Consider the following 26,121-nt stretch of genomic DNA (forward strand, 5'->3'; position numbering starts at 1 on the left):
GCGCTCAGGGGCTGGGCAACTTGAGCATCAGATCGCAGAGCTGGGGGCTGGGCATCTTCTGGCCGATCAGCGGCGCCAGCAGGGCGGCCACGGGCCGGATGCGGCAGGGCCCCACGGCCCGCTCGGTGAGGCGGCCCCCCTGGAAACTGCCCGCAGCCACCACCACCAGCAGCAGGATCCGCTTGATCACACCGGCACCGCCGGGGCCTTGAGCAAGGGGAAGCCCAGGGCCTCGCGCTCCTGCAGCCAGGCTTCGGCCACCTGCCGGGCCAGGTGCCGGATGCGGGCGATGGTGGCGGTGCGCTCGGTGACCGAGATCACGCCACGGGCCTCCAGCAGGTTGAAGGTGTGGCTGCACTTGAGCACGTAATCGAGGGCTGGGGCCGGCAGGCGCCGTTCCACCAGCTCAGTGGCCTCGGCCTCGTAGAGAGCGAACAGCTGCAGCAGGCGCTCGGCGCTGGAGGCTTCGAAGTTGTAGGTGCACTGACCCTTCTCAAACGGCAACCAGATGTCGCCGTAGGTGCGCTCGCCGTTCCAGCTCAGCTCCCAGATGCTCTCCACGTCCTGGAGGTACATCGCCAGGCGCTCGAGGCCGTAGGTGATCTCGATTGACACCGGCCGGCAATCGAGACCGCCGCACTGCTGGAAATAGGTGAACTGGGTGACCTCCATGCCATCGAGCCACACCTCCCAACCCACGCCCCAGGCACCGAGGGTGGGGGATTCCCAGTTGTCCTCCACGAAGCGGATGTCGTGGTCAGCGGCGCGGATGCCCAACGCTTCAAGGGAGGCCAGGTAGGTCTCCTGGATGCCATCGGGGGAGGGCTTGATCAGCACCTGGTACTGGAAGTAGTGCTGGGCGCGGTTGGGGTTGTCGCCGTAGCGGCCGTCGGTGGGGCGGCGGCAGGGCTCCGGATAAGCCACGGCCCAGGGCTCCGGGCCGATCGCTCGCAGCACCGTGTGGGGGCTCATCGTGCCAGCCCCCTTCTCAGTGTCGTAGGGCTGGAGCAGCAGACATCCCTGTGCCGCCCAGAACTGATTCAGGGTGGAAATGATGTCTTGGAAGTGCATCGCCCGCGCCGCTTGAGGATCGACCTGGTCGATCCCGATGATCCCAGACCGCCGCTCAGGAGGCGTTGAGGATGCGCCCGAGCGACTGGGTGACCGACTCCATCGGCACCGTGAGCGCCTCGAACTGATCGGCGGGGAGTGCCTTGCTCCAAAGCCAGCCCTGACCCTGGTCGACACCGATGCGGCGCAGGAAGGCGGCCTCGGATTCCGTTTCGACGCCCTCGGCGCACACCTCCACACCGATGGCATGGCAGCCGGCCAGCAGCCACTGCAGAAAACGCTGGCGGTAGCTGTCGGAATCGATGCCGGTGATGATCGAGCGGTCGACCTTCACCTTGGAGAACTTCAGCGAGAGCATGTGGGAAAGGGGAGCATCCCCGGTGCCGAAGTCATCGACGGCGATGGTGTGCAGACCCGTGAGCTCGTTGATGAAGGCCGATTCCTCATGGCCGGCCACGCCACGCTCGGTGACCTCCACCACCAGACGCTTGCCCACCTTGCGGCGCAGGTTGTCGAGGTCAGGGACGGCGCGGGAGATCGGGCGGAAGAACATCCGGCCCGAGCCGATGAAGCGGCAGGAGAGGTTGACCGACAGCCAGACGTTGGTCTGAATCCGCTCCAGCTGGTTGAGGACGAAGACGAAGGAATCCTGGGTGACCTTCAGATTCAAGGTCGGATCATCTTGCAGGGCCTGGAGCTGCTCAGAGGCAGGAGCATTGCCGTTCGGCCGCCAGAGGACCTCCCCACCGCAGACACGGCCGCTGGCGAGATCGACGATGGGCTGGATGTGGAAGTTTTCCACGCTGAAGGTTCCGTTCGGATGATGTCTAATCGCCTTCAGTTCAACGTGCATGGTTGGCGCTGCCTTCCCTGGCCCACCAGTGCCGCAACCGTCTACCGGCCAGCGGCAGCCTGGCGATGGGGAGGGGCAGGGGAACCTGCCTCAGGCCACCAGCTCCAGCAACCCCATCAGCCCCCCCGCGAGGGGGCGGTGGCGGGCCTGGGCGAAACCGGCCGCCCCGGCCAGCCGCTCCTGCTCGGGGCCGCTGGGAAAGCGCTCCAGGCTGGGCTCCAGGTAGGCGAAGTGCTCCCGCAGCCCGAAGCGCTCGGCCGTGGGCACCACCAGCCGCCGCAGGGCCTGGCGCTGCAGGGCCGCAACCGCCGGGGCGCTGGGCCGGTTGAAATCCAGAACCGCCGCGCGGGCGCCCGGTTTGAGCACACGCCGCAGCTCCGCCAGGCCCGCGGCGGGATCCGTGAGGTTGCGCAGCCCGAAGGCCATCACCGCCCCATCCACGCTGGCACTGCCCAGGCCGGTGGCCAGGGCATCGGCCTGGTGCCACTCGAGGGGCAACCAGGGCTGGGCGGCGGCGCGGCGGCGGGCCAGCGCCAGGGGAGCGGCGGCCGCATCGAGCCCCAGCACCCGGCCCGCAGGACGCACCCGGGCCGCCAGCAGCAGGGCCAGATCACCGGTGCCGCAGCAGAGATCGAGCATCCGCTGGCCGGGACACGGCCGCAGCCAGGCGATCGCCTGGCGTTTCCAGAGCCGGTGCAGCCCCAGGCTGAACAGGTCGTTGAGCAGGTCGTAGCGGGGGGCGAGCGCCTCGAACAGCTCGCGCACCGCGGCGGGATCACCGGGCTTCACGGGCGCTCAGCCGAGGGGATCAGCGGTCCGGCCGCTGGAGGGGGCCAGCCGGAACGCTGCTCCCGAGGCCCCTTGATCAAGGGCCATTTGATCCCACGGCAAGGCGATCGCATCGAGACTGATCCCAGCTTCGCCGTCGCTGGCCAGACCAGGGGGGCGGGCGGCGAGCAGACCGTGGGGCCCTGACAGGGTGATCACCATCACCGTGGCCAGGCCCACGGCGGCGAAGCAGACCATGCAGCCCGCCAGCATCAGGGCGAACTCCTTGCGGTCATTGGCGGCCTGCATCAGTTGCAGGGCCCAGGCCACCAGCGCCAACACCGTGACCACCATCAGCAGGGCCAGGGCAGTGGACAGGGGTGGAGCCAGGGGCGGCAACGGATGGTCTCGGATTGTTACTCACAATGTAACGAGGGATCACAGCCCCGAAGGGCCGCCCGGCCCATCAAGGCTCAGGGCCCATGCAGCGGGCGGATCTCCAGCCCCCGTCCGATCAGGTCGGCCTTGATCTCCCCCACGGTCAGCACGCCGTCGTGGAGCAGGGAGGCCAGCAGGGCCGCCGAGGCCTGGCCGGGCCCCAGGGCTTCGGCGATGTGGTCGATGCAGCCGGCGCCGCCGGAGGCGATCACGGGCACCTCCACGGCGGAGGCCACAGCGGCGGTGAGCGCCAGGTCATAGCCCGCCTGGGTGCCATCGCCATCCATCGAGGTGAGCAGGATCTCGCCGGCCCCGAGCTCCACCACCCGCCGCGCCCAGGCCAGGGCATCGAGGCCGGTGTTCTCGCGGCCGCCCTTGACGAACACATCCCAGCCCTCGCTGCTTGAACGGCGGCGGGCGTCGATCGCCACCACGATGCACTGGCAGCCGAAGCGCTCGGCCCCCCGGCTGATCAGCTCGGGATCGGCCACGGCCGAAGAATTGAGGCTCACCTTGTCGGCGCCGGCCCGCAGCAGTTCGGTGATCCCCTCCACCGAGCGGATGCCGCCCCCCACGGTGAACGGAATCGTGACCGCCTCGGCGGTGCGCCGCACCAGTTCCACCAGGGTGCCGCGCCCCTGGTGGCTGGCGGCGATGTCGAGGAACACCAGCTCATCGGCGCCGGAGCCGTCGTAGCGGCAGGCCAGCTCCACCGGATCGCCCGCATCCCGCAGGTCGACGAAATTGACCCCCTTGACCACCCGCCCAGCGGCGACGTCGAGGCAGGGAATGATGCGCTTGGCAACCATCAGAACTGGCAGGGGGTGACTGTTAGTGTTGCGCTTCTCTCCCGTCGCGCAGGCCATGTCCCAGGCTGCCACCTCCGGCACGGTCCAGATCGGCTCGCGGGTCAAGGTCACCCGGGTGCGCGATCGCATTCCCGCCGAGATGGTGGAGCTGCTGCGCACCGACGCCACGGGCACCGTGAGCGGCTACAAGATGACCGACGGCAGCGGTGTCGGCGTCGTGGTCGAGCTGAGCAACGGCAGCAGCGGCTGGTTCTTCGACGACGAGATCACCCCCGCCTGAGGTGAGCGACTCCCCTGAGCCCACTCCCAGCGGCGGCGGCGCCCGCCAGCTCCTTGGCATGAAGGGGGCGGCCGGCACCACCAGTGCCTGGAAGCTGCATCTGCAGCTGATGAAACCCGTCACCTGGATCCCCCTGATCTGGGGCGTGATCTGCGGGGCGGCCGCCTCCGGCAACTTCAACTGGTCGCTCAGCCAGGTGGGCGCCTCGATCGCCTGCATGCTCATGAGCGGTCCGCTGCTGGCGGGCTACACCCAGACGATCAACGACTACTACGACCGCGAGATCGACGCGATCAACGAGCCCTATCGGCCCATCCCGTCGGGCGCCGTGAGCCTGGGGGCGGTGAAGCTGCAGATCTGGGTGCTGCTGCTCGCCGGCCTGGCGGTGGCCTGGGGGCTCGACCTCTGGGCGGGCCACAGCACCCCGGTGCTGCTGCTGCTGGCTCTGGGGGGCTCACTGGTGAGCTACATCTATTCAGCTCCGCCCCTGAAGCTCAAGCAGAACGGCTGGCTGGGCAACTACGCCCTCGGCGCCAGCTACATCGCCCTGCCCTGGTGGGCGGGCCAGGCCTTGTTCGGCCAGCTCACCTGGACCACCGCCCTGCTCACCCTCGCCTACAGCCTGGCGGGGCTCGGCATCGCGGTGGTGAACGATTTCAAGAGCGTGGAGGGGGATCGGGCCCTGGGGCTGCAATCACTGCCGGTGGTCTTCGGGATCCAGCGGGCCAGCTGGATCAGCGCCGGAATGATCAATGTGTTCCAGCTGGCGATGGTGGGCGTGCTGATCGCGATCGGCCAGCACTTCGCCGCCGTGCTGCTGGTGCTCTTGATCGTTCCCCAGATGACCTTCCAGGACATCTGGCTGCTGCGGGATCCGGTGGCCTTCGATGTGAAATACCAGGCCAGCGCCCAACCGTTTCTGGTGCTGGGCATGCTGGTGACCGCCCTGGCGATCGGCCACAGCAGCCTGGTCGCCACGATGTGAGCAAGCGCAGTCTCCAACTGCTGCTGCTGGGGGCGCTGGCGGCCGGCGCCGGCGCTCTGGTGGCGGTGGGCCAGGGGGCCCTGGTGCGCTCGATCGACGGGATGCTGCCCGAAGTGGAGCGGATCAGCAGCTTCAACCGCCCGGGCACGATCACGGTGCTCTCGGCCGATGGCCAGGTGCTGCAGAAACTCGGCCCCGCCACCCGCGAGAAGGTGGCCAGTGGCCAGATGCCCCTGCTGGTCAAGCGCGCCTTCATCGCCGCCGAAGACCGGCGCTTCTACCAGCACGACGGCATCGATCCGGTGGGCATCGGCCGGGCGATGGTGCGCAACATCACCCGCGGCTCGGTGGAGGAGGGGGCGAGCACGATCACCCAGCAGCTGGCGCGCACGGTGTATCTGAGCCAGGACCGCACCCTCTGGCGCAAGTTGGAGGAGGCGGCCCTGGCGGGCAAGCTCGAGCGCCAGCTGAGCAAGGAGCAGATCCTTGAGCAATACCTCAACTACGTGTATCTGGGCTCCAGCGCCTATGGCCTCTCCGATGCGGCCTGGATCTTCTTCTCGAAGACCCCGGACCAGTTGACCCTGCCGGAGGCGGCCCTGATCGCCGGTCTGCCGCCGGCCCCCTCGGTGTATTCGCCGCTGGTGAACCCGGAGCTGGCCCTGGAGCGCCGCGCCGTGGTGCTCAGGCGGATGCGTGAGGCCGGCTTCATCGACGATGCGCAGCAGCAGCAGGCCGAGGCCAGCCCCCTGAAGCTCAAGCCCGCCCTGCCGAAATACTGGAACAGCCGGGCGCCCTACTTCACCAGCTGGGTGGCCCAGGAGCTGCCCAAGGTGCTCACCCCCGAACAGCTGGAGGTGGGCGGGCTGACGATCCGCACCAGCCTCAACCTGGCCTGGCAGAACCAGGGGCAGAAGGTGATCGACACCTACGCCTACGGAGCGATGGAGGGGGCGCTGGTGTCGATGGAGCCGGGCACCGGCCTGGTGCGGGCGATGGTGGGGGGCAAGGATTACAGCAAGAGCCAGTTCAACCGCGCCAGCCAGGCCCTGCGCTCCCCGGGTTCCACCTTCAAGCTGTTTGTGTATCTGACAGCCATCAAGGAAGGGATGAAGCCCGAAGACATCGTGGTGGATTCACCCCGCTGCTTCGCCGGCTACTGCCCCAAGAACTTCGGCAACCGCTACATGGGCGCCGTACCGCTCTATGTAGCCCTCAAGAACTCCCTGAATGTGGTGGCGGTGGGGCTGCTGCAGAAGCTCGGCTTCGACAAGGTGATCGCCACCGCCAAGAGCCTGGGCATCCACCGGGAGCTGGGGCGCTTCTACCCGATGGCGATCGGCGCCTACGAGCAGACCGTGCTCGACATGACCGCGGCCTACGCCGCGATCAACAACCGCGGCGTCTACGTGACGCCCACGCCCTTCGAGGAGATCGACGGGCCCAGCGGCGAGCTGCTCTGGAGCCGCCGGGTGGATGGCGACCGCGGCAAGCGGGCCGTGGAGAGCGACATCGCCGACGCCATGCTCTGGATGCTGCAGCAGGTGGTCAACGGCGGCACGGGCGGCGGGGCGGCCCTGCCCGGCCGCCCCGTGGCCGGCAAGACCGGCACCTCCGAGGGGGGGCGCGATCTCTGGTTCATCGGCTCGATTCCCCAGCTGACCACGGGGGTCTGGCTGGGCTACGACAACAACCGTGAAACCGGCTCCACCAGCGTGGTGGCCACCTACGCCTGGCACGACTACATGGCGCCGATCGTCAAGGATCTGCCCGTGCGCCCGTTCCCGCCCAAACCGGTGCTGACGGGGGTGTTCCGGCCAGAGAAGTCCAAGACCTCCAGCCGCAGCGACGCCTGGAGCGAACGACCCCGCGAGCGCAGCTGGGAGCCCGAGCCCACCAAGTTGCCAGCGGAGAACACCCCCTACGAAGCTCCAACGGGCTCCGAACCACCCCCCACCAGCGGGCCTTCCACTCCGGCTCCGTCGGCGCCTCCCGAGAGCCCCAGCGCGCCGCCGCCCGTGCCCAGCGCCCCTGTGGCGCCGCCACCGCCCGTGGCTCCTTCGGCGCCCCCGCCGCTGCCCTGAAGCGCCGCCGCGAAAAAGCCATCGCCCCCAGCGGGGCCGGGCCAGATCTGCAGCTCGGCGTGCAGCGTCCAATCGGGGTGGCGCAGCTGAAACGCCTCCAGCTGCCGCTGGTTCTCGGCCGGATGCACCGTGCAGGTGGCATACACCAGCCGTCCTTCGGGCTTGAGCAGAGGCAGCAGCGCCTCCAGCAGATCGCGCTGCAGCGCCACCAGCTCAGCGATCGCCTCGGGGGTGAGGCGCCAGCGGGCATCGGCGTGGCGCGCCAGGGTGCCCAGGCCCGAGCAGGGGGCATCGATCAGCAGCTTGTCGAAGCTGCCGAGCAGCTCCGGGCGGTCCTGGGCCAAGGTGAGCCCATCGGCCTCGAGCACCTGGATCGAGCCCATGCCGAGGCGCTCGGCATTGGCGAACACCCGCCGCAGGCGCGGGCCGGAGCGATCGAGCGCCCAGACCTCACCCCGATCGCCCATCAGCTCGGCCAGGTGGGTGCACTTGCCGCCGGGGGCGGCGCAGGCATCGAGAACGCGCTCCCCCGGCTGGGGATCGAGCAGCGGCGCGATCAACTGGGCAGAGCGGTCCTGCACGCACCAGTGCCCTTCGGCAAAGCCCGGAAGGGCGCGCAGATCGCCGCTGCGGGCGGTCAGCGTCAGGCCCTGGGGCAGCTCCGGCAGCGGAGCAGCGGCGACGCCAGCGGCGGCGAAATCAGCCAGCAGCCGTTCAACGCTGGTACGCAGGGGATTGACGCGCAGATCCAGCGGCGGCGGCTGGTTGCAGGCGATCCCAAAATCCTCGGCCCGCGCGGGAGGCAGCCAGCTGAGCAGCTCGGCGGCCAGCCAGTCCGGCAGGGAGTGACGCCGGGCCAGGGCGTCTGCGGGGCTGGAGGGAGGCGGCAGGGGTTCGCCGGTTTCCTGCCGCCGCAGGAACGAGCGCAGCAATCCATTCACCACCGGCGCCAGGCGGCCCAGGCCGCCGCGTTTGGCCAGCTCCACCGTGGTGCTCACCGCCGCCGAGGCGGGCACACGATCGGCGTGCAGCAGCTGGTAGAGCCCCAGGTGCAGCAGCCAGCGCAGCTTCGGGGGCTGGCGGGCGGCCGGCACCTTGCCGAGAGCATCGAGCCAGCCATCAAGCTCCCGGCGCCGGCGGATCGAGCCGTAGGCCAGCTCAGTGGCCAGGGCCCGATCGGCCGGAGCCAGGGGATGGCGCTGAAGTTCCCGCTCCAGGGCGGCGTCGGCATAGGCCCCCGAACCCACCGCCAGCAGCACCTGCCAGGCCAGTTGGCGGGCCTCCAGGCCGATGGCGCTCGAATCAGGAGGTGTGCTCAAAGGGGACGGCTCAAACGCAGGGATCCGGCTCGGGTCTCCACAGATAGCGCCCCAGGGGCAGGCGGCCCTGGGCATCGACGGGGATGCCCTCGGAGCGCAGCCGGTCGGCCTGGATCCAGTCGCTGCCCAGGCGGCTCAGGCTCAGGCTGATCTGCCCCCTGGCGTTGACCACGCGGTGCCAGGGCACGTCGGAGGGCAGGCTCAGGCGCCGCAGGGCCCAGCCCACCTGGCGGGCGCAGCCGAAGGCTCCGATCCGATCGGCGATCTGGCCATAGGTGGCGAGCTGGCCGAAGGGAATGCGGGCCACCTCCGCCCAGACCCTCTGGTCAAAGCTGGGGGCTGACGCGGCGCTCAAGCTGGAGCTCAAAAGGGCAGCAGCAGATCGTCGCTATCGGCCGCACGGACCGAGGCCATGTCGGCGTGGGCCCTCGGGAGCCACAGGGCCAGGGACACCCCCGCCACATCGAGCAGCAGGTGATGGCCGGTGAACAGACACACCAGAAAGGCGGCGGTGCCGAGCAGCAGCTCCAGCAGACCGATCACATCGTCGCGGTTGCTGGAGCCCATGGACCAGAGCACCACGCTGAAGGCGAGCAGCAGCAGGGTCAGCCAGACGGGCATCACTAGGCGCAGGGGCACATCCTTCATAGCCTGACCTTGCACGGTGGCGCGAATGGCAGCGGATGCCACCGAAAGAACGCTCAGGCCAGGCCTCCAGCCGAGGTGTCATGGCTTGCTTCCAGCGGCGATCAAAATCGCCTCGCGGCTGATCGCACGCCAATGGGGATCGCCGAGCGAACGGCGGGCCTGCCACTCGGACGTCTCCACGGCGATCAGGTCCACGGTGATCAGGTCCAAATCAGTGCGGGCATCCCAATCCCCCCGGGCCCAAGAACCAAACAGCCACACCTCCGTGCCCACACGGCCCGCCAGAAGTGGCGCCACCGACGTGCTCAGCCGTCCAAAGCGCTCCTGCTGGAGCTGGTCACGAAGTTCAGCGAGCTGGCCCATGGCACCAAAGTAAGGAGTGACCGCCCATCCGCCCATGCCCCTGCTGCCCCGACGCTTCGAGCGGCTCCAGGGCGTGCTCAACCAGCGCATGGAGAACCTGACGGTGCTGCTGGAGCATGTGGACAAGCCCCACAACCTCTCGGCGATCCTGCGCAGCTGCGATGCGGTGGGGGTGCTTGAGGCCCATGTGGTGAGCCTGCCGGGGCGGCCGCGCACCTTCAACGACACCGCCAAGGGCAGCCAGAAGTGGGTCAGCCTGCACCCCCAGAGCGACACCCCCACAGCCCTGGCCCTGCTGCGGGAGCAGGGCTTCCGGATCTTCGGCACCCACCTGAGCGTGAACGCCGTGGATTACCGAACCTGCGACTTCACCGGCCCGACCGCCTTCGTGCTCGGCGCCGAGAAATGGGGCCTGGCGGAGGCCACGGCCAACGGGGTGGACCAGGCGCTGTTCATCCCGATGATCGGCATGGTGCAGTCGCTGAATGTGTCGGTGGCGGCGGCGATCCTGCTGTTCGAGGCGCTCAGGCAGCGCCAGGCGGCCGGACTGGTGCCCACCCAGGGCGAAGGGGTGGCGCCGGAGCGCTACGGGCGGCTGCTGTTCGAGTGGGCCTACCCCCAGGTGGCGGCCTGGTGCCAGAGGGAGGGGCGCCCCTACCCGGCACTCACGGCCGAAGGAGAGATCGCCGAGGAGCTGCCGCGCACGCTGAGGCTGCGGTGCTGAGGGGCAGAAGCAATCAACTGGTCTAGATTTGGATCATGCTTGCAATCCAATCTGGATCCACGCGACCCCAGCTGGCTGAGGCTCAGTTCCTGGCCCGGGTGCGGCGGCTTGGCCTTGTGAAGCACCCTTCAGACACCACGGAGGCGGCCATGCGCAGCCTCATTCTTCATGGGCTCTGCAGGACGCCCGCGGAGCAGTGGTTAGCCCTCGGGCCCGCTCAAGCCGAGGCACGCGCTGAGCTCCTGACGGAGACCTACCGGCGCCTGGAGGAGTGCCCGACACCCACAACGGAGTGGCAGGGCCTCAGGGAGTTGCTGGGTGACGAGCTCCTGGCCCCGCTGGTGGCTGTGTCGCTGCCCAGCCTGCGCCGCTACGCCAAAGGGGAGCGGGTCTGCCCGGATCGGGTCGCGGCCCGGCTCCACTGGCTTGCACTACTCATCGATCATCTGGAGGGCAGCTACAACCCCTACGGGATCCGGCGCTGGTTCCAACGGCCCCGCTCCGCGCTTGGGGGCCAGGCACCCCATGAACGACTCCACGGGGATTGGGACCCCGACGAGGCCACGGTGCAGGCCGTCCTAGGGCTGGCAGAAGCCACCCGCCTGGGCATGACAGCCAGCTGAGCGGTGCCTGAAGCGCCCTTTCGGCTGGGTTTCCGCGTCTGTGACCGGCGTTTGGCGTTCCTCTGGGATGGTCCTGGTCAGCGCTCAGGCCGCTGGAATCAGGCTGGCGATGAACCCATTCACTACATGGCCTCATCGCCGATGGTGGCCTGGGCCGAGTGGCTCCGCCATGAAGAGATCGAAGACCCAGCCGATCTTGAGGGGATTGCGGCGGCCCTGTGGGCGGTGCTGATTCCTGAGGCCTGGGGACCTGATCACCTGGCGGCGGTGCCTCTACCGCTCCACACCGTGCTCAGCACCACAGAGGCCGCAGCCCAGGCTCGGCTCAATCAGGTGGCCATGCTCAAGCTCTGCGGTGCAACGGGGCTGAAAGCTCCGACGGCGGCCTTGCTCGAGGTGCAAAGCCATCGATGCCTGCGGGTCCAGCAAGGAGCCAATCAGATGGCTGCTTTGCCCGTTGCGGCCGAGGTGATCGTGCTCTGGTGCCCAGCCAACGACCTGGCGGGCTGGTGCTGTGTGCCGGAGGGCCGGCCTGGTGCTGAGTTGCTGCCCCTGGTGCGGCGTGAAGGGAGGCTGCCGCAGTGAGTCCTGCCGCCAACCTGGGACCTACCCCGTCAGCCGCCAGGGTGATGGCCCGTGAGGCCCAGCCCAAGGGATTGGCTTCAAGCTGCGCCCTGCCAGCCAGCCGCAACGGCTTTCCCCTGTTGCCCCTTCGCCCGGAGGGAGCCCCTGTGGATCTGGAACTGGTGAACGCCCTGCGGGACCAGCTGGGCTGAGCGTGGAAGCCCTTTCCTGTGAAACGACAGACCCTTGCCTGCTGGCCCCGGCCGTGGAACGGGGCGCGCCGCCGGCCATCACCGTCATTTGAAGCTAGTGTTCTATCACTTGACAACCTGCCGGAGTGGTCCGGACCTTGCCCGCCATGGCCCTTGCCTGTCCGACCGCCTGTGATCCCGGCAACCTCGCCGAGACCTTTTGGCAGCGCACAGCTGAACTGGGTGCCCTCAGTGAGCAGCAGCGTCTCGAAGCCATTGAGCAGGGCTGGAGCAGCAGCTGGCTGAGCGCCCTGCGCCAGCACCTTCATCTCAAAAATGCCGAGCTGGAGCCCTTGCTGGCCTTCTCGGAAGCCACCCTGGCGCGACGCGTCCGGCAGGAGGCCCCACTGGAGCTGGCGCCATCCGAACGGCTGGATCGCCTGATCGAGGTGATCAGCCTGGCCTATGACGTGTTCGAATCACCAGGCAGCACAGAAACCTGGCTGAAGACGCCCCATCCACTGCTGCTGCAGGCCCCGCCGTTGCAGCACTGCCGCACCGCCATCGGCGCAGCCCAAGTGCGGCGGCTGTTGCAGGCGATCGCCCAGGGAGCCCCGGTTTGATCCAGGCCTGGCGGCTCAGCAAGGCTGCCTACGCCGGTGATCTGTCAGGTGGGGGCGCCGCACGGGATGGTCAGCGCTGGAATCAGCCCGGTCAGCGGGCGGTCTATCTGGGGCTCACCGCCGAGATCACGGTGCTGGAGTTGCTGGTTCATCTCAATGGTGTCCTGAGCGCCCCCCTGGTGTTGTGCACCTATGCGGTGCCGGATGCTCCGGGGCTGATCACTCGGCCTGAGCTCGACACATTGCCTGATGAGTGGGATGCGATCCCCCATCACGGTGCCAGCGCTACCGACGGAGCTGACTGGCTCAGAGCTGCTGAGCAACTCGCTCTGGTGCTGCCGTCGGTGGTGGTTCCCCAGGCCCGCAACCTGCTGCTCAACCCACTGCATCCCGCCATCGCCCAGGTCTCCCTTGTGGATCAGATCCCCTTCCGTCTCGATCAACGGCTGGCGATGTGAGTGCGCTGTGGGCAGCTGGGCAGCGACCAGCTGCCCACGTTTGACCGCGAAGCCGCGCGCCTGCTGAGCGGGGCCGGTGAGCCGGTGCATCTCCTGTGACTGAAACAGGCAGGGGCCATCGCTCTTGCCTTCGCGCTCGGTGCTGAGAAATGGGGCCTGACGTAGGCCACGGCCCACGCGCTGGACCAGGCGCTGTTCGTCCCGATGATCGGCATGGTGCCGTCGCTGAATGTGTCGGTGGCGGCCTGGTGCCGAAAGCAGGGGCGGGGCTTAACCGTAGCGCTGAGCTCCTGGCCACGTTGGTGGGTGTAAGGAGCCTCAAATCTGCTCCACCCGTCGCCCGTAGGCCACCAGTTGGCGGTCAGCCGTGAGCAGGGTGAGCTTCAGGGCCTTGGCCTGGGCCAGCAGCAAGCGATCAAACGGATCTTGATGCAGCGTGGGCAGCAGGGCGGTGGCGGCGGCATGGCTGGCCTCGATCGCCAGCAGGTCGAACCCGGCGCTGGCGATGGCCTCGATGAGTTGCTGGGGCGACACCGGAAGCTTGCCCAGTTGATGTTTGATCGCCACCTCCCAGACCGAGGCCGCACTCACCAGGGCACGGGCCGCACGGATCTGGGCTTCCCGCGCCCGGCTCAGGCGGGCGTCGCCGCTCAACCACCAGAGCAACACGTGGGTATCGAGCAGATAGGGGCCGTTGGTGGTCATGGCCGAGCGGGCCCCAGCATCAGCTCAGCCACCTGTTCCTCAACCTCGGTGGAAAAGGCAGCATCGATCTGGGCGGGATCCAGCGCCAACAGGCCCCTGCCGGCCAGGGGCTGGATCGGTGTGCCCGGCACCAGACGCACCAACGGCTTGCCAGCCCGGGCAATCCAGACCTCTTCGCCGTCAAGGGCCGCCTGTACGAGCTCGGAGAGCTGGGTTTTCGCGGCGTAGAGGTTCGCCTGTCGCACGAGGCTGCTTCAACGAGTCACCAACCCTATCGCCTGTATGACCAAGTTAGTTAGACCAAAGGCAATCAGAACAAGAGCACGGGGGCTATGGGCTGCCAGGCGCTGTTCATCCCGATGAGGCCCTGCGACCCAGGTGCGGCGGCTCAGCATGGCGATTAGCAAGGCAAAAACGCCTTACATTCAGTGTTGGATGGCCACATGGCGATGACCAACGTTCCAAGTCACGGCTCTCGATCCCTCACCGTCACCAGCAAGGGTCAGGTGACGCTACGCAAAGAGCTGCTGGTCCACCTCGGCCTTCAGCCTGGCCAGCGCATTGACGTGGAAGTTCTGCCAGGCGGCCGGTTAGAGCTCCACGCCGAGCAAGCCACCGGCAGCATCACCAACTTCATCGGCCTGCTGGCAGGCCGCAGCAGCCACCGTGCCAGCCTGGAAGAGCTTGATGAGGCCGCTGCCTCGGGCTGGGCCGCTTTGGGCGGCACCAGCCCATGAGGATCACGGCCGACACCAACGTGCTGGTGCGCGCCTTGGTGCAGGACGATCCGGAGCAAGCCCGCTCAGCCAGTGCGCTTCTGGAGCAGGCGGAGCGGGTTGCGATCTCGCTACCGGTGCTGAGTGAACTGGTGTGGGTGCTGCGCCGTGTCTACCACTTCTCCAACGCCAGCTGCGTCAGCGCCATCGAAGCACTGCTGGCCAGCAGCAGCGTGGCCGTCGATCGGCCTGCCGTTGCAACCGGGCTCAAGTTGCTCTCGGCGGGCGGCGATTTCGCCGATGGCGTGATCGCCTTTGGCGGGCGGCAGCTGGGCAGCGACCAGCTGGCCACGTTCGACCGCGAAGCCGCGCGTCTGCTGAGTGAGGCCGGTGAGCCGGTGCTTTTACTTTGACAACAACCGGCAGGGGCTTTGGTAATCCTGCAGATCCGCGATCGTCCTGATCCCCTGCATCAGCCGTTTCAGGGGCGGGTGCCCGGTGTCAACGACGCAGGCGGTCTGATCCGCGCACTCCTGACCGGACAGGCCCCGCGCCCGAGGGAAGCCGCAGCGTGGGACGGTTAATGTCACGGTTACGGGTGGGCCACTACCGCGTTGTCTACGAATGGCAGCGCAGCGAGCTTGTGATCCTGGTGCTGCGGATCGCTCACCGCAGGGTGGTTGACCGCTGAACCGCTACAGCCCAGCGGGATCCAGTGCCAACAGGCTCCAGAGCGCGCCCGAGCCGGTGATGCCTTGATGCACTGATGCCACGATGCAGTCATGTGCATCACGCTCGACATTGAGGACGACGTCCCGGCTGCCCTATCGGGCGATGGGGCGCCAATGGCGAGGAAACCCCAAGCGGTTGCTGGGTTCCGCCCCTTTCAGTCAATCCAGGCGGAACTGATCAGCAACGAGCAGATCGATCAGCTCCGTGATCGCGACGGCCTCTGATGCACGGGGACAACCACCTGTCCCATCATCGAAATGGGGTTGTGCGGATCATGGCCCAGCCCGCCTATCCCAACCATCGACCGGCTGGATCTGACCGCAGACACTGATGCTTGCGGTGTTGAGGGGTGGGAGGCGGCAACATGGGCCCGTCCGAGCTCCCGCCCCCGATGAAAGCCGTGATCCTCGCCGGGGGGCTGGGCACCCGCATCAGCGAAGAGACCCATCTGCGGCCCAAGCCAATGCTGGAAATCGGCGGCAAACCGATCCTCTGGCACATCCTCAAGACCTACAGCCACCACGGCATCCGTGAGTTCGTGATCTGCTGCGGCTACCGGGGGTATGTGATCAAGGAGTACTTCGCCAACTACTTCCTTCACCTGAGCGATGTGACCTTCGATCTGGCCGCCAACCGCATGGAGGTGCACCGTCAGGAGGCCGAACCCTGGCGGGTCACGTTGGTGGACACTGGCGAGGACACCGCCACCGGCGGCCGCCTCAAGCGGGTGGCGGAGCACCTGGATGAGGGCCCGTTCTGCCTAACCTATGGCGATGGGGTGGGGGATGTGGACATCACCGCCCTGCTGGCCTTCCACAAAAGCCACGGCAAGCCGGCCACGGTCACGGCGGTGCAGCCCCCCGGCCGCTATGGCAGTCTGCTGATCGAGGCAGGGGCGACGTCCGTGGGCGGCTTCGAGGAAAAGCCCCAGGGCGATGGCCACTGGATCAACGGGGGCTATTTCGTGCTCGAACCCCAGGTGCTGGAGCTGATCGAGGGCGACGCCACCACCTGGGAGTTCGAACCGCTGAGGGCCCTGGCCCACCGGGGTGAGCTGGAGGCCTTCCAGCACCGGGGCTTCTGGAGACCGATGGACACGCTCCGGGACAAGACCCAGCTCGAGGAGCTCTGGGCCAGCGGCAAGGCCCCCTGGAAGGTGTGGTGAGCGCTGTGCTCAGCCCTGATCCTTCCTTCTGGCAAGGCCGGCGGGTGCTGCTCACCGGCCACACGGGCTTCAAGGGCAGCTGGCTCACGCTCTGGCTGCTGGAGCTGGGGGCGGAGGTGTGGGGGCTGTCCCTGGCGCCGGAAGGGGATCCCAACCTGTTCGAGCAACTGGGGCTGGCCGGGGCGCGGGCCGACCGGCTGCGGCATCGCGAAGTCAACCTGCTCGACCCCGGCGGGGTGCGGGAGCTGGTTGAGCAGTGCCGCCCAGAGCTGGTGTTCCATCTGGCCGCCCAGTCGCTGGTGCGACGGGGCTACCGCGATCCGCTGCTCACCTGGCAGACCAACGTGATCGGCACGTTGCAGCTGCTGGAGGCCCTGCGGCAGCGGCCCGAGCCCTGTGCGGTGGTCTGCGTGACCACCGACAAGGTGTACGAGAACCACGGCGGCGTAGCCGCCTTCCAGGAAGACGACCGGCTGGGGGGAGATGACCCCTACAGCAGCAGCAAGGCGGCGATGGAGCTGGCGGTGGACAGTTGGCGGGAGAGCTTCTGGGGCTCGGCCCCCCACCAGCATCCGGGGCTGACGCTGGCGACGGCCAGAGCCGGCAACGTGATCGGCGGCGGCGACTGGGCCAACGACCGAATCCTCCCCGATGCCATCCGGGCGCTGCAGGCTGAAAAAGCAATCGTGGTGCGTCAGCCGGCCGCGATCCGCCCCTGGCAGCACGTGCTCGATCCGCTGGCGGGCTATCTGCTGCTGGCGGAGCGGCTTCATCACGGCACCCTGGCCGAGAACACCTTCAACTTCGGGCCCGATCCGGCGGACAGCCGCAGCGTCGCGGAGGTGGTGGACACGCTGCTGCGCCACTGGCCAGGCCAGTGGCGCGAGCAGACGGATCCCCAGGCCCCGGCCGAGAGCGGCGAGCTTCGGCTCAATTCCGACCGAGCCCGCCAGCTGCTCGATTGGCGGCCGCTGTGGAGCTTTGAGGAGGCGGTGACCCGCACGGTGGGCTGGTATCGCGCCGTGCACGAAGGGGCCAGACCCCTAGAGTGTTGCCTGGCGGATCTGGAGTCCTATCGGCGGATGGGCGGCGGCGCGTAGTGGAACTCAGCCGCCACGCCATCGACAAGCTCGAGACCTATGGGGTCTGCGCTGACCGTTTGCAGGGCTGGCTCCAGGCGCTGAGTGCCGGAGAAAGCTTTCTCGATACGACCACTGGGGCTTTTGGTGTGGTTGTTCACTGGGAAGAGCGGCCTTGGGTGGTGATTTTGAGCGAGGATGGCAACAAGGTCGTGACGACCTACCCAAGCGATGAGCGGACGATCAACAATCGCCGCCTAGGAGGCCGATGGATCGTTCCCAACAACTGACCCTTCAGCTCAAGCAGATGGAGCGTCTCGTTGACACTGAAAGCGGTGCCATCCTCTTCCGGCATCCCAGCCTGCGCGGCATCCCAGATCTGGTTATCGAAGGAGACGGCTACACCATTGAATTCATCGGTTCCACCTTGCTGTGCCTCGACATCCGCGATCCTTCAGGAATGGTCCGTCTCCTCGCTGATCCCCTGAAATCTCAACTCCCTGTTGGAGTTTGATTGGTTGATGACCCAAAGCCCCGAGGAACTCAAAACGCAGATCCTCGCGCTCACTCGCGAGTATGCCCGGCAGGTCCACGCCCAACACCTGCCCGCCGATGACCCGGGGCGCCCAACCTGGAGAGGTGGGCCGATCCCCTACGCCGGAAGAGTCTTCGGGGAAGAGGAGGTAGAGGCGGCGGTGGCCAGCAGCCTCGATTTCTGGCTCACCTTGGGGGCCGAGGGTGAGGCCTTCGAGCGCGAGCTGGCGGCCTTCCTGGGGGTGCGCTCCTCGCTGCTGGTCAATTCGGGCTCCTCGGCCAACCTGATTGCCCTGAGCACGTTGACCTCACCGCTGATCGAAGCGGAGCGGCGGCTGCGGCCAGGCGATGAGGTGATCACCTGCGCGGCGGGGTTCCCCACCACCGTGGCGCCGATCCTGCAGAACGGCTGCGTGGCGGTGTTCGTGGATGCCGACCCGATCACCGCCAATCTGCGGGTGGACCAGCTGGAGGCGGCTTACTCCCCGGGCAAGACCAAAGCCGTGATGCTGGCCCATGCCCTGGGCAACCCCTTCAACATCGCTGCGGTGCTGGGCTTCTGCCGCCGCCATGACCTCTGGCTGATCGAGGACAACTGCGATGCCCTCGGCTCCACCTATTCGATGCCCAGGCCGCTGGCCGAGTGGCTGGGATTCAGCGAGAACAGCCCAGGCCTGGATGAGGGCTCCGAGCGGGTGGTGCGCTACACGGGCACCTGGGGCGATCTGAGCACCCAGAGCTTCTATCCGCCCCACCACATCACCATGGGCGAGGGCGGCGCTGTGAACGTGGTGAGCGCCAACGGCCGCCTCAGGCGCATCGCCGAGAGCCTGCGCGACTGGGGCCGCGACTGCTGGTGCCAGAGCGGCCGCGACGATACGTGCGGCAAGCGCTACGGCTGGCAGCTGGGGGAGTTGCCGCCCGGTTACGACCACAAATACATCTATTCCCACCTGGGCTACAACCTCAAACCCCTGGATCTGCAGGCGGCGATCGGGCGGGTGCAACTGAGGCGGCTGCCGGGGTTCGTGGAGGCGCGTAAGCGCAACTGGCTTCAGCTGAGGTGTGAACTGGAGCCCCTCTCCCACCTGTTCGACTTCGGCCTGCCCACCCATGCCACGGGTTTCGATCCGGAATCCGGAGACGTCCAGTGGGATGCGAGTGGTTGCCGGAGCGACTGCAGTTGGTTCGGGTTTCTGCTGCTCGTGCGGCCGGAGGCGCCGTTCACGAATTCGGAACTTGGACGGCACTTGGCGGCTGAGGGAATTGGCAGCCGCATGTTGTTTGGAGGGAACTTGCTGCGGCAGCCGGCATTTGTGCAACTGCGCCAGGATCGGCCGGAGGCGCTACGGGGGGTGGCAGGGCAGATGGAAGGGGCTGATGGGTTGATGGAGCGGGCCTTGTTTCTGGGAACCTATCCGGGGTTAAACTTTGCACAGTTCGGCAAGATCTCCAATGAAGTCAATAAATTCATCAAAAGATATATCAATAAGGAATAGGAAGTACCGCCGTGGCAACGACTTATACAAGACAAGTTAAAAGTTTGACATGATTCGACCACGGGAAGGATTGCATACTTTTACCACAAAGTAAATGCATGCCAAACAAACCTATCAGAATCAGCCAATCGTAGAAAGTCAGAATTTGTCGGAAACCAGTTATCACGAGTCATTGCGCGTCCAAGCAATGGTAAAATCCAAAAGACATGGCAAAAATTGAGGCATGGCTCTCACCAAAATCAGAGGACGGACAATTGGCGAAAAAAATCCAGCATACATAATTGCCGAGATTGGCATCAACCACAACGGTGACATTCAACTATGCCGAGAATTAATAGACTCAGCCATTGATGCAGGCTGCGATGCAGTAAAGTTTCAGAAGCGCACAATAGAAAAAGTCTACGGCGAAGAAGAGCTACTACGTGCTCGGGAAAGTCCGTTCGGCACAACAAATGGAGATTTGAAGAGAGCACTTGAGTTTGGAATGAAAGAGTATAAATGGATCGACGACTACTGCCGATCAAAGCAAATCGACTGGTTTGCCTCCTGCTGGGACGAAGAATCTGTCGACTTCATCTCGACATTCAATCCACCCTGCTGGAAAATAGCATCCGCGTCTCTTACCGATCACAACCTACTTCTCCACACGCGCAAAGCAGGTGGGCCTATTCTTTTATCTACAGGCATGAGCAGCCATGATGAAATACACGATGCTGTCCAAGTTCTCGGGAAGCAAAATCTTGTTCTTCTGCATTCCTGCAGCACATACCCTGCCTACTATGAAGAGCTCAATCTACGCATTATACCAGTACTAATGCAACAGTATGACGTACCCGTAGGTTACTCTGGCCACGAAACAGGAATTGCATCAAGTGTGGCGGCTACAGCACTCGGGGCTTCCGTCATTGAACGCCACATTACAATAGACCGATCACTTTGGGGAACAGATCAGGCTGCATCTCTAGAGCCAAGTGGGTTCAAACGGCTCGTTCGCGACATCCGCCTCGTCGAAACATCCATGGGCGACGGCGTAAAGCGCGTTCTCCCTCGAGAAGTTCCTGTGATGGAAAAGTTAAGGAGAGTAGGGGGATGGCGTGACCGCTAGTACCAAGTTCCAGGACATCAAGGCGATTGCACTCGACGTGGATGGCGTCCTGACCGATGGAAGCTTTTGGTGGGGGCCAAATGGAGAGGAATGGAAGCGGTTTTGCTTTGCCGACATCATGGGAATCTCAATAGGCCAAAAGGCTGGACTGATCTTCAGCTTGATATCTGGCGAAGGTAGTCCTTTAGTTGACAGGTTTGCGGCAAAGATGGGGATCAAAGATGTATTCAAAGATTGCAATGACAAAGCTTCTGCCTTGCGAACTTTTGCAAACCGAAATAAACTCGCACTGTCACAGGTCGCATTCATGGGTGACGATGTCAATGATCTCGAAGCGCTGGATTTAGCAGGCTACAGCGCAGCCCCGGCGAATGCGCAGAAAGAAGTAATGAAACGAGCATCTTACACATCAGAGTTAAAGGGTGGGGAAGGGGCCGTTAGGGATTTCATTGAACTTACACTCAAAAGAGCCAGTCAGGAAACTCAAAACAAATGAGTATCGAGAACAGATATCTGAAAATAGGCTTTGTTTGCTCATGTCTCAATGAAGCCGAAAACGTATGGCCACTATACAAACAATGTGTTGATGCATATGAAGCATTTAAGAATCAGCAAAGGAATCCGCATAGATTCGCATTTTCCCTAACAATTGCCGACAACGCAAGCACAGACCACACAGCCAAAGTACTAGCTGAAATAGCGAATCAAGACGAACGCGTAAAAGTACTTCTCAATGCAAGGAACTATGGACCGGAAATTTCTGGTGTCAATGCACTTGCTAACACTCAGTCGGATATTTATGTACTGATAGCATCAGACCTTGAAGATCCACCCGAGCTAGTTGCAGAGATGCTAAATATGCTAGTACTAGCAGAAGAAAAATATGATGGCATAGTCGCGATAAAAAGCAATACAGATGAATGGGCATTAATGAGAGCCGCACGGCACATATACTACTCCCTGTTAGACGCAGGAAGCCGCAATAAAACCATCCCGAACGGCTTTCATGGCTTCGGATGTTATAAGCAATTAGCGATGAAAGATGCCATTAGAGCCTGGCGTAACAATCCACAAGGTTTTCGGACTGCCTTATACAACTCATTGGTACAACCGATTCATATAAACTATAAGAAGCCAAAAAGAAGATATGGTACATCAAGCTATGGATTGTGGGGATATGTAAGCTTTGCAGCCGAGACCATTCTTAGTGGAGATGCACTTAATAGCCGATTCATGACAAGCCTTGGTGCAACTTCCTTACTTGCAAGCCTACTTCTAGGGATAACACTTCTAATTCGCGTGGTCAGCGGACAAAGTGGCTATACAGCAGGCACCCCTACAATCATGCTGCTTGTATTGCTGAGCCTGGGCGTGCAAAGCCTCATGCTTGCAATGCTCTCATTCCAAATCGAGAACCAGCGTATGACATACAAACGCCCTCGTGTTCGTGCACAAGTGCTTCAAAAGACAATAAAGCAATGAACGCAGGCGCCTAAATGCCACCAAGAAATGCACTTCAAAGATACATTGTAGCGGGTGCTTGTTTTACTCTGCTGGGTCCTTTTTTGTTCTGGATTCTGTATCCAATAGGTGCAATAATCGCGTACCTATGTACAGAATGCACAGTGCACCTAATTCGCTTCACCTGCTACCACTACTACGTTTATCCAAGCTCAAGGCCGCTCAGTAAATCATTTCAACTATATTTGGTGGCAATCCTTCCGGTATCTATTCTAGGATTCCTCTATGTGAAAGTCCTGTCAGGTTATCTTTCGCGCGAAACATTGGTTCTTTCAGGCTTATTCGCTGGGATTGCAATGGGTTTTCTATGGTCAAGGTGGTTGTACAACTCCAACAAGCAAAACCATTGGTAAAGAAGCTAATAAGGCTAAATACCTAGATCATGGTGTAGTGCAGTGGCCTTGATCGCATGCTCAAGAGAAGTCCATACCTCGAGGCCATGAAGCAGGCGTGCACGACTAATATCTGGTAGATAGTAATTGCGTCTTGTAACTAAAGTAGATGTGCTTAAAATATCGATCGACTTACTAGGCGAAAGCAAGTTACGAACAATTGTAGCAATCTCCAAAATTGTCATACCAACATCAGAGCCGACATTGACGACTTCAATGCCACTCGCCGATACCAAAAGGGACCAAAGCCAAAATGCACAATCAAATGTATAGAGGTAGGAGCGTACAGCCAAACCGTCTCCCTTGACAACCACGGAATCAGAATACAGAGCATCACGTATAAAGTTACCAATGGCAAAATGTGCATTGACTGGCATTGAAGGACCAACAAAAGCGAAACAGCGCGCAATTGTAAAATCAACGCCATATTGCTTGTGAAAATTAGAGCACATGCTCTCAGCCATCAACTTTGCATGAGCATAATCATTGAGTTCGCTTTCAATTGGCGTATGAAGTTTAATATCTTCCGATAAGTTTTGCCCGCCTTGAGTTAAAGAGCACTCATAAACAGCTCCAGAACTTAGGAATAGTATCTTTTGAATTGACTTTATTCGACAAAATTCAAGACAGTTACGCGTGCCCTTCAAAATGACATCAATTTTAGAGTTTGAATATAAGCCGCCCACATTACTAGAATCTACAGCCCCTAGGATACATGCTGAATAAGATCCATTAAGGGAAAAAGGGTTACAAACATCTACTTCAACAAGACTTATAGTAGATTGCGTGCTCCAAGAAGGGAAGCGAGCCAAGGTTTTAGGAATGCTACGGGTGATCAATGTAAGTCTTAAATTAAGATTAAAACGGATATTCGCCTCGCATGCCAAGCCAACAAGTGGAGAACCTAGAAACCCTGTTCCTCCGCTAATAAGTACGGTTTGATTCTTAAGGGATGACCAAAGGACAGAGTATCCGGCACAATCCCATAAGAAATCAGAAACTGACTTAGACATAACAGTCTCGCTCTTCTAACAATACGTCAATGCGCCCTAGCACTAATAGAGGCAATAAGAGAACCTCTCATCTTGAAGTGGAAAAAATGCCTCAGATTAGGCATCTTGTACGAAAAGTCACTGTTTTCTCAGAAAATAGATAATAGTATCATCGAGACAGTCGCTATAGTGTGCGACATGGAGGTCAAAATTCTCCACACGATAACCATGACCAAAAAGGTAATCAGGAATTGTAGCTAGATCTTGTGGCTTGTGATATGCGGCTATCGCAAGGTCAGGAAAACCCTGTAGAACAGAGCGCAAACCAACGAGTGCGTTGATCTCGGCACCTTCTATGTCGATCTTAATAAGATCAACAGATTCGTTGACACTTTCGTCGATTGGAGCGGCCTCTAACTCTCCATCATCGGCCTCGATGACAGAAACCATCCCACCTCTCACCTCAGTTGCTTTTAGGCGACAACGGTGTGACCATGCAGCATAAGGCACAATCAGGACCTCTTCAGAGATTCCGATTCCTGAAGATCGTATCTGAGGAAAAAGCGCTGCGTTCGCCTCAACAGCAATCGCACGTTGAATCAACAACCTTGAAAATGCCTGCCGAATTGTATCTCCATCGAAAGCGCCTACATCGAGAAATATTTTGTAGTCTCTTGTGGAGCCTGTTTCAATAATGTCAAACCACATATTACGATTATTCCTTCTAGTATCAACAAGATCTCTTGGATCAAGTGAATTGCGGAATCTAATAACTGCCATGAAGGCCTCGCGAGAGCGAGGATGTACGAGCATGTAGGTCCTGTAGAGGGAGTCTAGATTTGCGACTACCCATTCAGAAAACTCACGTACTTTGTTTGCAAGATGGGGGGCATCAAACAGATGGGCAGCTTCTTGAAAAAAAACAGCTCTGGCCCCTACTTCTCGCGCCTGTTCGAGCTGCGACTGACATGCGCCAAGAATGACGATCCCCTCGGAACTCTGTATCGAATAAAGGTCCTCTACTACATCAAAACCTTCAGCTAAAGCACGAGCACGAACGGCAGGATCAGAGTCGTAGATAATGAGCTCAACGTTGGATGTGGCACGAATGTGAGAGGCAAGCCCACGTCCTTTCCCTCCGAAGCCGAAGAAACCTACCCGGCCAATATTTGCCATTTTACTAACTTCCATAAGCCTAATATTTGCCCGCTGCTGCGCATTTTGCAGAATATTCCTGAAGTCAGAATACGAAAGTTCTGATATCGCCTGATTCATTTTATCCATTGGTATTGTCACCAAACCGATCTCCCACCGTCAATTATAAGATTTTGTCCAGTCATGTAGGACGATGCATCAGAACAAAGGAACTGAACAGCACCCCTGTACTCATCTGTACGGGCCATACGAGCCATCGGAATGCGATCGTTGAGCTTTTCAACGAATGTAGAACTCTGTCCATTAAAAACACCTCCCGGAGAGAGGGCATTCGCCCGCACAACCCCACCAGGCCAGTAGGTGGCCAAATAGCGCGTAAGTCCGAGCATCCCTGCCTTAATCACTGAATACGACACTGGCTTCACTGGCTGCGAATTCTCATCACACTCAGCCAATCTATAGAGTCGCTGATCAGGGCTAATCACAGAAAGGTCGGAAGCAATGTTGAGGATGACACCACGGCCATTATTGGCCATCCGCGTTCCAAACTCTTTAGAGCATAATAATGCCCCAGTCAAGCCGACATCAATCTGTAATTGCCACGAGCCTCGATCTAGACTTTCCAATCTTGACGGTTCAAATAATCCCTGAGTGCCTACCTTCGGATCAATTGATGCATTGTTTACTAGTACGTCAGCGGTCCCAAAGTCACTCTCCAACCTGCAAGCCAGAGCCTCGATACTTCTCTGGCACGTTACATCTATCCATGATGAAATTGCGCATCCAGGATAATCAATGGCATTCACTTCCTCGGAGACAGCATAAGCCGCTTCTTCTGCGAGATCAGCAACCACCACAGTTGCGCCCAATTCCGCTAGTGCTAACGCATGTTCACGCCCCAGTAACCCGCCTCCACCAGTAACAACGGCCACCCTGCCAGATAGATTGAAAGCTTTCGGCAAAATCAAGCTCACGATTTTACTTGCCCCCCATCGACAACAAAAACTTCACCAGTGACGAAGGCAGAAAGTGGCGAAGCTAGGAATACCACACACGATGCAACTTCATTGATAGTGCCGAAACGGCCCAAAGCAACTTCACGCGAAATCATCTGCTTCACGCCAATAGCATCCGTTTTCAATTTAGACTCCCAAACAGAGCCTGGAAATATAATATTTCCAGGTGCAATAGCATTGATGCGAATAGAATCAGGCGCAAGGTGCCGCGACGCACCACGAACGTAACTGTTTAGAGCAGCCTTGGCAGCTGAATACGCCAGAGGAGCACCCAATGACTCGAGCCCACAGATCGATGAAACGCAGACAATTGACCCGCCAGCCCCACGCATCAGCGGTGCGATAGTCTTGACAAGTAAAGTTGCGGAAAAAAGATTAATCCGCAGCATCATCTCCCATTCAGCCAGCCCTTCTTGAAGACCTGTAAGCGAACGTCCAGATCCTACATTGCAGACCAGAACATCCAACAAGCCAAATCGGTTAGTCACCCAATCGACCAGCTTATTAACACCACTCGCGGTAGAAACATCAGCAGAGAAAAAGGCCTCTGCACCAATCTCATCGGAAACAATTTCGAGCTTGGAAGAATGACGTGCATTAACAAGCACCCGACAACCTTCTTGAACCAGGATGCGAGCAACACCCTCGCCAATTCCAGACGAAGCTCCCGTAACTAAGGCAAGGCGTCCATCAAGGCCAAGGTCCATCG

35 protein-coding genes and 1 pseudogene are annotated in these 26,121 nt (G+C 61.9%); 20 read left to right on the forward strand and 16 right to left on the reverse strand.

Annotated features, from left to right (window positions below):
* Nucleotides 1-4: 4 nt before the first annotated feature.
* The 6 genes from KBZ13_RS01380 to hisF form a co-directional block, all read right to left on the reverse strand.
* Complete coding sequence (locus KBZ13_RS01380; protein ID WP_255005241.1) at nt 5-190, reverse strand: hypothetical protein; 186 nt, start codon at nt 188-190, stop codon at nt 5-7.
* Nucleotides 187-1,071 (reverse strand): glycine--tRNA ligase subunit alpha, encoded by an 885-nt coding sequence (glyQ, locus tag KBZ13_RS01385; RefSeq protein ID WP_255005242.1) that lies wholly within the window; start codon nt 1,069-1,071, stop codon nt 187-189. Before glyQ ends, KBZ13_RS01380 begins: the two co-directional genes overlap by 4 nt.
* 55 nt (nt 1,072-1,126) lie before the next feature.
* Entirely contained in the window at nt 1,127-1,873 is a 747-nt protein-coding gene (locus tag KBZ13_RS01390; protein ID WP_255005243.1) for an EAL domain-containing protein, read from the reverse strand.
* A gap of 141 nt (nt 1,874-2,014) precedes the next feature.
* Entirely contained in the window at nt 2,015-2,713 is a 699-nt protein-coding gene (gene ubiE, locus KBZ13_RS01395; protein ID WP_255005244.1) for a bifunctional demethylmenaquinone methyltransferase/2-methoxy-6-polyprenyl-1,4-benzoquinol methylase UbiE, read from the reverse strand.
* Nucleotides 2,714-2,719: 6 nt separating this feature from the next.
* Nucleotides 2,720-3,091, reverse strand: a complete 372-nt coding sequence (locus KBZ13_RS01400) for a hypothetical protein (RefSeq protein WP_255005245.1) — start codon at nt 3,089-3,091, stop codon at nt 2,720-2,722.
* A 74-nt stretch (nt 3,092-3,165) separates the two neighbouring features.
* A complete protein-coding gene (gene hisF, locus KBZ13_RS01405; protein ID WP_255005246.1) occupies nt 3,166-3,939 on the reverse strand; it encodes an imidazole glycerol phosphate synthase subunit HisF in 774 nt (257 codons plus the stop codon).
* 55 nt (nt 3,940-3,994) lie between these two features.
* On the opposite strand from hisF, the gene KBZ13_RS01410 reads away from it, so the two are divergent.
* From KBZ13_RS01410 to KBZ13_RS01420, 3 genes are read left to right on the forward strand one after another with little or no spacing between them, the layout of a single operon-like run.
* Complete coding sequence (locus tag KBZ13_RS01410) at nt 3,995-4,219, forward strand: DUF2862 domain-containing protein (protein WP_255005247.1); 225 nt, start codon at nt 3,995-3,997, stop codon at nt 4,217-4,219.
* Nucleotides 4,220-4,277: 58 nt separating this feature from the next.
* The gene (gene chlG / locus KBZ13_RS01415; protein WP_255005880.1) at nt 4,278-5,204 is read left to right on the forward strand and encodes a chlorophyll synthase ChlG; all 927 of its coding nucleotides are present in this window, start codon (nt 4,278-4,280) and stop codon (nt 5,202-5,204) included.
* Nucleotides 5,201-7,288 (forward strand): transglycosylase domain-containing protein, encoded by a 2,088-nt coding sequence (locus KBZ13_RS01420; protein WP_409995589.1) that lies wholly within the window; start codon nt 5,201-5,203, stop codon nt 7,286-7,288. The genes chlG and KBZ13_RS01420 overlap by 4 nt, the downstream gene beginning before the upstream one ends.
* Here KBZ13_RS01420 and KBZ13_RS01425 read toward each other — a convergent pair.
* The 4 genes and pseudogenes from KBZ13_RS01425 to KBZ13_RS01440 all read right to left on the reverse strand — a co-directional run.
* Nucleotides 7,285-8,607 (reverse strand): annotated as a pseudogene (locus tag KBZ13_RS01425) (16S rRNA (cytosine(967)-C(5))-methyltransferase); the annotation flags it as partial. The gene KBZ13_RS01420 and the pseudogene KBZ13_RS01425 sit on opposite strands and share 4 nt — an antisense overlap.
* Nucleotides 8,608-8,617: 10 nt before the next feature.
* Entirely contained in the window at nt 8,618-8,962 is a 345-nt protein-coding gene (locus KBZ13_RS01430; protein WP_255005248.1) for an MGMT family protein, read from the reverse strand.
* 8 nt (nt 8,963-8,970) lie between these two features.
* A complete protein-coding gene (locus tag KBZ13_RS01435) occupies nt 8,971-9,297 on the reverse strand; it encodes a hypothetical protein (protein WP_255005249.1) in 327 nt (108 codons plus the stop codon).
* A gap of 36 nt (nt 9,298-9,333) precedes the next feature.
* Complete coding sequence (locus KBZ13_RS01440; protein ID WP_255005250.1) at nt 9,334-9,618, reverse strand: nucleotidyltransferase domain-containing protein; 285 nt, start codon at nt 9,616-9,618, stop codon at nt 9,334-9,336.
* Nucleotides 9,619-9,652: 34 nt separating this feature from the next.
* Here KBZ13_RS01440 and trmH point away from each other — a divergent pair, with 34 nt between their 5' ends.
* The 6 genes from trmH to KBZ13_RS01470 all read left to right on the forward strand — a co-directional run bounded on the left by trmH (nt 9,653) and on the right by KBZ13_RS01470 (nt 12,801).
* Nucleotides 9,653-10,342 (forward strand): tRNA (guanosine(18)-2'-O)-methyltransferase TrmH, encoded by a 690-nt coding sequence (gene trmH / locus KBZ13_RS01445; RefSeq protein ID WP_255005251.1) that lies wholly within the window; start codon nt 9,653-9,655, stop codon nt 10,340-10,342.
* A 35-nt stretch (nt 10,343-10,377) separates the two neighbouring features.
* Nucleotides 10,378-10,965 (forward strand): hypothetical protein, encoded by a 588-nt coding sequence (locus KBZ13_RS01450; RefSeq protein ID WP_255005252.1) that lies wholly within the window; start codon nt 10,378-10,380, stop codon nt 10,963-10,965.
* Nucleotides 10,966-10,968: 3 nt separating this feature from the next.
* Nucleotides 10,969-11,550 (forward strand): RES domain-containing protein, encoded by a 582-nt coding sequence (locus KBZ13_RS01455; RefSeq protein WP_255005253.1) that lies wholly within the window; start codon nt 10,969-10,971, stop codon nt 11,548-11,550.
* A 44-nt stretch (nt 11,551-11,594) separates the two neighbouring features.
* Nucleotides 11,595-11,741 (forward strand): hypothetical protein, encoded by a 147-nt coding sequence (locus tag KBZ13_RS01460; protein ID WP_255005254.1) that lies wholly within the window; start codon nt 11,595-11,597, stop codon nt 11,739-11,741.
* Between the two features lie 146 nt (nt 11,742-11,887).
* Nucleotides 11,888-12,343 (forward strand): antitoxin Xre/MbcA/ParS toxin-binding domain-containing protein, encoded by a 456-nt coding sequence (locus KBZ13_RS01465; protein ID WP_255005255.1) that lies wholly within the window; start codon nt 11,888-11,890, stop codon nt 12,341-12,343.
* Complete coding sequence (locus tag KBZ13_RS01470; protein WP_255005256.1) at nt 12,340-12,801, forward strand: RES family NAD+ phosphorylase; 462 nt, start codon at nt 12,340-12,342, stop codon at nt 12,799-12,801. The genes KBZ13_RS01465 and KBZ13_RS01470 overlap by 4 nt, the downstream gene beginning before the upstream one ends.
* Before the next feature lie 318 nt (nt 12,802-13,119).
* Here KBZ13_RS01470 and KBZ13_RS01475 read toward each other — a convergent pair whose 3' ends face one another.
* Nucleotides 13,120-13,506, reverse strand: a complete 387-nt coding sequence (locus KBZ13_RS01475; RefSeq protein WP_255005257.1) for a type II toxin-antitoxin system VapC family toxin — start codon at nt 13,504-13,506, stop codon at nt 13,120-13,122.
* The gene (locus KBZ13_RS01480; RefSeq protein WP_255005258.1) at nt 13,503-13,751 is read right to left on the reverse strand and encodes a type II toxin-antitoxin system Phd/YefM family antitoxin; all 249 of its coding nucleotides are present in this window, start codon (nt 13,749-13,751) and stop codon (nt 13,503-13,505) included. The genes KBZ13_RS01475 and KBZ13_RS01480 overlap by 4 nt, the downstream gene beginning before the upstream one ends.
* A 204-nt stretch (nt 13,752-13,955) precedes the next feature.
* Here KBZ13_RS01480 and KBZ13_RS01485 point away from each other — a divergent pair, with 204 nt between their 5' ends.
* The 11 genes from KBZ13_RS01485 to KBZ13_RS01535 all read left to right on the forward strand — a co-directional run bounded on the left by KBZ13_RS01485 (nt 13,956) and on the right by KBZ13_RS01535 (nt 21,818).
* Nucleotides 13,956-14,243 carry an AbrB/MazE/SpoVT family DNA-binding domain-containing protein gene (locus KBZ13_RS01485; RefSeq protein ID WP_255005259.1) on the forward strand — a complete coding sequence of 96 codons (288 nt, stop codon included), beginning with the start codon at nt 13,956-13,958 and terminating at the stop codon, nt 14,241-14,243.
* Nucleotides 14,240-14,635: a type II toxin-antitoxin system VapC family toxin gene (locus tag KBZ13_RS01490; protein ID WP_255005260.1), complete on the forward strand. Its 396-nt coding sequence runs from the start codon at nt 14,240-14,242 to the stop codon at nt 14,633-14,635. The genes KBZ13_RS01485 and KBZ13_RS01490 overlap by 4 nt, the downstream gene beginning before the upstream one ends.
* A 170-nt stretch (nt 14,636-14,805) precedes the next feature.
* Nucleotides 14,806-14,913, forward strand: coding sequence for a type II toxin-antitoxin system RelE family toxin (locus KBZ13_RS01495; RefSeq protein WP_255005261.1), 108 nt, complete (start codon nt 14,806-14,808; stop codon nt 14,911-14,913).
* Nucleotides 14,914-15,345: 432 nt separating this feature from the next.
* On the forward strand, nt 15,346-16,119 hold the full coding sequence (rfbF, locus tag KBZ13_RS01500) for a glucose-1-phosphate cytidylyltransferase (protein ID WP_255005262.1): 774 nt from the start codon (nt 15,346-15,348) through the stop codon (nt 16,117-16,119).
* Complete coding sequence (gene rfbG, locus KBZ13_RS01505) at nt 16,116-17,219, forward strand: CDP-glucose 4,6-dehydratase (RefSeq protein ID WP_255005263.1); 1,104 nt, start codon at nt 16,116-16,118, stop codon at nt 17,217-17,219. Before rfbF ends, rfbG begins: the two co-directional genes overlap by 4 nt.
* Nucleotides 17,219-17,488: a hypothetical protein gene (locus KBZ13_RS01510; RefSeq protein WP_255005264.1), complete on the forward strand. Its 270-nt coding sequence runs from the start codon at nt 17,219-17,221 to the stop codon at nt 17,486-17,488. Before rfbG ends, KBZ13_RS01510 begins: the two co-directional genes overlap by 1 nt.
* The gene (locus KBZ13_RS01515) at nt 17,467-17,712 is read left to right on the forward strand and encodes a hypothetical protein (RefSeq protein WP_255005265.1); all 246 of its coding nucleotides are present in this window, start codon (nt 17,467-17,469) and stop codon (nt 17,710-17,712) included. Before KBZ13_RS01510 ends, KBZ13_RS01515 begins: the two co-directional genes overlap by 22 nt.
* A gap of 7 nt (nt 17,713-17,719) precedes the next feature.
* On the forward strand, nt 17,720-19,231 hold the full coding sequence (gene rfbH, locus KBZ13_RS01520; RefSeq protein ID WP_255005266.1) for a lipopolysaccharide biosynthesis protein RfbH: 1,512 nt from the start codon (nt 17,720-17,722) through the stop codon (nt 19,229-19,231).
* 223 nt (nt 19,232-19,454) lie between these two features.
* The gene (locus KBZ13_RS01525; protein WP_255005267.1) at nt 19,455-20,336 is read left to right on the forward strand and encodes an N-acetylneuraminate synthase family protein; all 882 of its coding nucleotides are present in this window, start codon (nt 19,455-19,457) and stop codon (nt 20,334-20,336) included.
* Nucleotides 20,326-20,832 (forward strand): KdsC family phosphatase, encoded by a 507-nt coding sequence (locus KBZ13_RS01530; protein ID WP_255005268.1) that lies wholly within the window; start codon nt 20,326-20,328, stop codon nt 20,830-20,832. Before KBZ13_RS01525 ends, KBZ13_RS01530 begins: the two co-directional genes overlap by 11 nt.
* Nucleotides 20,829-21,818: a glycosyltransferase gene (locus KBZ13_RS01535; RefSeq protein ID WP_255005269.1), complete on the forward strand. Its 990-nt coding sequence runs from the start codon at nt 20,829-20,831 to the stop codon at nt 21,816-21,818. The genes KBZ13_RS01530 and KBZ13_RS01535 overlap by 4 nt, the downstream gene beginning before the upstream one ends.
* Nucleotides 21,819-22,224: 406 nt before the next feature.
* Here KBZ13_RS01535 and KBZ13_RS01540 read toward each other — a convergent pair whose 3' ends face one another.
* The 4 genes from KBZ13_RS01540 to KBZ13_RS01555 all read right to left on the reverse strand — a co-directional run bounded on the left by KBZ13_RS01540 (nt 22,225) and on the right by KBZ13_RS01555 (nt 26,119).
* Nucleotides 22,225-23,262 (reverse strand): NAD-dependent epimerase/dehydratase family protein, encoded by a 1,038-nt coding sequence (locus tag KBZ13_RS01540; RefSeq protein ID WP_255005270.1) that lies wholly within the window; start codon nt 23,260-23,262, stop codon nt 22,225-22,227.
* Nucleotides 23,263-23,379: 117 nt separating this feature from the next.
* Nucleotides 23,380-24,537, reverse strand: coding sequence for an FkbM family methyltransferase (locus KBZ13_RS15680; protein ID WP_255005271.1), 1,158 nt, complete (start codon nt 24,535-24,537; stop codon nt 23,380-23,382).
* Complete coding sequence (locus KBZ13_RS01550; protein ID WP_255005272.1) at nt 24,534-25,370, reverse strand: SDR family oxidoreductase; 837 nt, start codon at nt 25,368-25,370, stop codon at nt 24,534-24,536. The genes KBZ13_RS15680 and KBZ13_RS01550 overlap by 4 nt, the downstream gene beginning before the upstream one ends.
* Entirely contained in the window at nt 25,367-26,119 is a 753-nt protein-coding gene (locus KBZ13_RS01555) for an SDR family NAD(P)-dependent oxidoreductase (RefSeq protein WP_255005273.1), read from the reverse strand. Before KBZ13_RS01555 ends, KBZ13_RS01550 begins: the two co-directional genes overlap by 4 nt.
* Between the last annotated feature and the right edge of the window lie 2 nt (nt 26,120-26,121).

Source organism: Cyanobium sp. ATX 6F1, from assembly GCF_024346315.1.
In the GTDB taxonomy this organism is placed as follows: domain Bacteria; phylum Cyanobacteriota; class Cyanobacteriia; order PCC-6307; family Cyanobiaceae; genus ATX-6F1.

Bases quoted from the DNA above. Each gene is read 5' to 3' on its own strand.
- KBZ13_RS01485 (WP_255005259.1), top strand. From the start codon at position 13,956: ATGACCAACGTTCCAAGTCACGGCTCTCGATCCCTCACCGTCACCAGC.
- rfbH (WP_255005266.1), top strand. From the start codon at position 17,720: ATGACCCAAAGCCCCGAGGAACTCAAAACGCAGATCCTCGCGCTCACT.
- KBZ13_RS01490 (WP_255005260.1), top strand. From the start codon at position 14,240: ATGAGGATCACGGCCGACACCAACGTGCTGGTGCGCGCCTTGGTGCAG.
- trmH (WP_255005251.1), top strand. From the start codon at position 9,653: ATGCCCCTGCTGCCCCGACGCTTCGAGCGGCTCCAGGGCGTGCTCAAC.
- KBZ13_RS01525 (WP_255005267.1), top strand. From the start codon at position 19,455: ATGGCTCTCACCAAAATCAGAGGACGGACAATTGGCGAAAAAAATCCA.
- KBZ13_RS01535 (WP_255005269.1), top strand. From the start codon at position 20,829: ATGAGTATCGAGAACAGATATCTGAAAATAGGCTTTGTTTGCTCATGT.
- KBZ13_RS01410 (WP_255005247.1), top strand. From the start codon at position 3,995: ATGTCCCAGGCTGCCACCTCCGGCACGGTCCAGATCGGCTCGCGGGTC.
- glyQ (WP_255005242.1), bottom strand. From the start codon at position 1,071: ATGCACTTCCAAGACATCATTTCCACCCTGAATCAGTTCTGGGCGGCA.
- KBZ13_RS01465 (WP_255005255.1), top strand. From the start codon at position 11,888: ATGGCCCTTGCCTGTCCGACCGCCTGTGATCCCGGCAACCTCGCCGAG.
- rfbF (WP_255005262.1), top strand. From the start codon at position 15,346: ATGAAAGCCGTGATCCTCGCCGGGGGGCTGGGCACCCGCATCAGCGAA.
- KBZ13_RS01460 (WP_255005254.1), top strand. From the start codon at position 11,595: ATGGCCCGTGAGGCCCAGCCCAAGGGATTGGCTTCAAGCTGCGCCCTG.
- hisF (WP_255005246.1), bottom strand. From the start codon at position 3,939: ATGGTTGCCAAGCGCATCATTCCCTGCCTCGACGTCGCCGCTGGGCGG.
- KBZ13_RS01555 (WP_255005273.1), bottom strand. From the start codon at position 26,119: ATGGACCTTGGCCTTGATGGACGCCTTGCCTTAGTTACGGGAGCTTCG.
- KBZ13_RS01475 (WP_255005257.1), bottom strand. From the start codon at position 13,506: ATGACCACCAACGGCCCCTATCTGCTCGATACCCACGTGTTGCTCTGG.
- chlG (WP_255005880.1), top strand. From the start codon at position 4,278: ATGAAGGGGGCGGCCGGCACCACCAGTGCCTGGAAGCTGCATCTGCAG.
- KBZ13_RS01495 (WP_255005261.1), top strand. From the start codon at position 14,806: ATGTCACGGTTACGGGTGGGCCACTACCGCGTTGTCTACGAATGGCAG.
- KBZ13_RS01540 (WP_255005270.1), bottom strand. From the start codon at position 23,262: ATGTCTAAGTCAGTTTCTGATTTCTTATGGGATTGTGCCGGATACTCT.
- KBZ13_RS01440 (WP_255005250.1), bottom strand. From the start codon at position 9,618: ATGGGCCAGCTCGCTGAACTTCGTGACCAGCTCCAGCAGGAGCGCTTT.
- KBZ13_RS01515 (WP_255005265.1), top strand. From the start codon at position 17,467: ATGGATCGTTCCCAACAACTGACCCTTCAGCTCAAGCAGATGGAGCGT.
- KBZ13_RS01450 (WP_255005252.1), top strand. From the start codon at position 10,378: ATGCTTGCAATCCAATCTGGATCCACGCGACCCCAGCTGGCTGAGGCT.